Annotated in this window: 5 protein-coding genes; 3 read left to right on the forward strand and 2 right to left on the reverse strand. The window is 71.9% G+C overall.

Translation table 11 applies throughout. From position 1 onward, the window contains the following. A partial coding sequence (locus ADBZ5U_RS15465) for a LytR C-terminal domain-containing protein (protein ID WP_526811667.1) occupies positions 1-673 on the forward strand: 673 nt, incomplete at its 5' end. 40 nt (positions 674-713) lie between these two features. Further along, positions 714-1,421 (forward strand): TIGR03089 family protein, encoded by a 708-nt coding sequence (locus tag ADBZ5U_RS15470; RefSeq protein WP_526811669.1) that lies wholly within the window; start codon positions 714-716, stop codon positions 1,419-1,421. Here the strand turns inward: ADBZ5U_RS15470 and ADBZ5U_RS15475 are convergent. Further along, positions 1,418-1,954: a DUF5078 domain-containing protein gene (locus tag ADBZ5U_RS15475; protein ID WP_526811671.1), complete on the reverse strand. Its 537-nt coding sequence runs from the start codon at positions 1,952-1,954 to the stop codon at positions 1,418-1,420. The genes ADBZ5U_RS15470 and ADBZ5U_RS15475 overlap by 4 nt on opposite strands. A 64-nt stretch (positions 1,955-2,018) precedes the next feature. On the opposite strand from ADBZ5U_RS15475, the gene ADBZ5U_RS15480 reads away from it, so the two are divergent. After that, complete coding sequence (locus ADBZ5U_RS15480; RefSeq protein ID WP_526811673.1) at positions 2,019-2,825, forward strand: biotin--[acetyl-CoA-carboxylase] ligase; 807 nt, start codon at positions 2,019-2,021, stop codon at positions 2,823-2,825. Between the two features lie 12 nt (positions 2,826-2,837). Here the strand turns inward: ADBZ5U_RS15480 and ADBZ5U_RS15485 are convergent. Beyond that, positions 2,838-3,028, reverse strand: a 191-nt coding sequence (locus ADBZ5U_RS15485; protein ID WP_526811675.1) for an acyl-CoA dehydrogenase family protein, incomplete at its 5' end; no start/stop codon positions are given.

The following is a 3,028-nucleotide window of genomic DNA, read 5'->3' on the forward strand; positions in this document are numbered from 1 at the left end:
GACGTTGAACCGGTTGCAGGACGCCATCCAGCGTTCGGTGGTGATCTCCTCGGGTTGGGACGTCATGGACTTCCTAAAGCAGTTGCAGCGGCTTGCCGGTGGCAACGTGGCCTTCGCCACCATCCCGGTGATCGCCGAGGACGGCTGGAGCGACGACGGCACCCAGTCGGTGGTGACCGTCGACCCCCCCAAGGTGCAGGACTGGGTGAAGGGCCTGCTGCAGGACCAGGTTCAGGGCAACACCGCCAAGATCGCCTACTCCCGGGACCAGACCAAGGTCGACGTGGTCAACGACACCGACATCAACGGCCTGGCCGGTGCGGTGTCGGACCGGTTGGCCGCGGTCGGGTTCGGCGGCGGGGCCATCGGCAACAACGACGACAACGCCAAGGTCACCGAGACCCAGGTGCTCGCCGCCAGCGTCGACGATCCCGGCGCCCAGGCGGTCGCCAAGGAACTCGGCGGTCTTCCGGTGAAATCCGACCCCGCCATCCCGGCCGGGACGGTGCGGGTGGTGCTGGCCGCGGACTACCAGGGCCCGGGCTCGGGCATGGACGGGACACTGCCCACCGCCGCGACGGTGGACGACGCGGCCGCCGAGGCGGTTCCCAGCGAGGTGGCGCCGTCGCCGGTGATCACCGCCGCGTCCGACGACCCGAAGTGCGTCAACTGACTCGTCACTCGATGACCCTTACCGACGGAGTCGTCACTTGATGACACTGACCGACGCGCTGCTGGATCCGCTGCTCGGTCCCGGCGGCATGGGTCCGCGCATCACCTACTACGACGACGCCTCCGGCGAGCGCATCGAACTCTCGACGGTGACCCTGGCGAACTGGGCGGCCAAGACGGCCAATCTGCTGCGCGACGAGATGGGCGCCGGTCCCGGCAGCCGGGTGTCGGTGTTGCTGCCGGCGCACTGGCAGACCGCGGCGGTGCTGCTGGGAGTGTGGTGGATCGGCGCGGAAGTGGTGACCGGCCCCGCCGACCTGGCCCTGTGCACCCTCGAGCGACTGGCCGAGGCCGACGAGGCGGTGGCCGGCGGTGAAGTGGCGGTGCTGTCGCTGGACCCGTTCGGCAAGCCCGCGGCGAACCTGCCGATCGGGGTGGTCGACTACGCCACCGCGGTGCGGGTCCACGGCGACCAGGTGGTCCCCGAACGCGTCCCGGGCCCCGCGCTCGACGGCCGCTCCGTCGAGGATGTGCTCGAGGCGGCGCGTCGCGGTGCCGCGCGGCGGGGGTTGACCGCGGGCGACCGGGTGATGTCAGACCTGGGGTGGTCGACCCCCCGGGAGATCGTGGACAACCTGCTGGCGGTGCTGGCGGCGGGCGCGTCGCTGGTGCAACTCGCCGAGCCCGATTCCGCGTTGCTCGACCGGCGCCGCGAGACCGAGAGGGTCACCCGCGACTTGGAGCCTTAGGCAGGCGCAGGCGCGGGGGCCGGAGCCGGAGCGGGCGCGGCAGGTGCCGGTGCCGGAGCGGGCGCGGCAGGTGCCGGAGCAGGTGCGGCCGGAGCGGCCACCGGAGCGGGTGCCGGGGCGGCCGGGTTCCACACCGCCGGGTCCTCGGCCGGCAACGTCGGGCACAGCGCCGCGATCTTGTCGGCCACCGGCTCGGCGGCGGTGAAGATCGAGACGTAGGCCGGGAAGATGCCCACGAGCTCGTTCACCTCGGCCTGACGCTCCTGCGGCGTCTTCTGCAGCAGAAGGTTCATGTGGTAGACGATGCCGCCCTGCACCCAGCGCGGCTCGGTGTTGTACTTGCCGATCACCTCGCCGTAGGCGACCGGGTCGACCACCTTGGTGGCGCCCAGGATCTGGTCCAGCGAGCAGGTGGTGTTGAGCATGGACGGTGGCACGGTGTTGTCGGCCGCGGCGACCGCCGCGCCACCGAACGAGCCGACCAGGAAGGCGCCGGAAAGAGCGACGCAGCTCAAGAAACGGACTGAAGTCATGAGAAGCAACCTAGCCGAACTGACCGGCCAGTTAAAAATCGTCCACCCGCTTAGGCTGGCTTCCATGGCTACCGACCACCCCCGCCCGCCGCTGGACGTCGAGGGGGTGCGCCGCGACCTCGTCGGCCCCGGCCGGGCGCTGCGCCGCCTCGACGTGGTCGAGTCCACCGGCTCGACCAACGCCGACCTGCTGGCCCGCCGCGCCGCCGGGGAGGACGTCGACGGGGCGGTGCTGGTCGCCGAACACCAGACGGCGGGGCGGGGGCGGCACGGCCGGAGCTGGTCGGCGCCGGCCCGGTCGCAGATCGCGGTGTCCCTCGGGGTCGACACCGGCGGCTTGCCGCCCGCGGCGTGGGGCTGGCTGCCGCTGCTGACCGGGGTGGCGGCGGTCGACGCCGTGCGCGCGACGACGGGCCTGCGGCCGGAGTTGAAGTGGCCCAACGACATTCTGGTCGGCGAGCGCAAGCTGGGCGGGATCCTCGCCGAGATGGCCGCGCCGGTGATCGTCGTGGGCCTGGGCCTGAACGTCAGCATGACCGCCGACGAGGCGCCCGACCCGCGCGCCACCTCGCTGGCGATGCTCGGCTCGACGATGCTGGACCGCTCCGCCCTGCTGGGCAGCGTCCTGGCCGAACTGACCTCCCGGATCGACCGTTGGCGCTCGGCCGGCGGCCCCGATTCGGGGCTGGTCGCCGACTACCGCTGCCGCAGCGCCACGCTGGGCACCCGGGTTCGGGCCGTCCTGCCGGGCGGCAGGGAGGTCGTCGGCACCGCGACGGACATCGACGACAACGGCCATCTGCTCATCGACACCGGCGCCCAGACCGTGGCCGTGTCAGCCGGCGACGTCACCCATCTGCGCGGCGGGTAGCCGCGGAACGTTTCAGCGCAGCAGCGCGCGCGACATCACAACCCGCTGAATCTGGTTGGTGCCCTCGTAGATCTGGGTGATCTTGGCGTCGCGCATCATCCGCTCCACCGGGAAGTCGACGGTGTAGCCGGCGCCGCCGAACAACTGGACGGCGTCGGTGGTCACCTCCATCGCCACGTCGGAGGCGAAGCACTTCGACGCCG

It is taken from the genome of Mycobacterium sp., from assembly GCF_040398885.1.
Taxonomy (GTDB): Bacteria; Actinomycetota; Actinomycetes; order Mycobacteriales; family Mycobacteriaceae; genus Mycobacterium.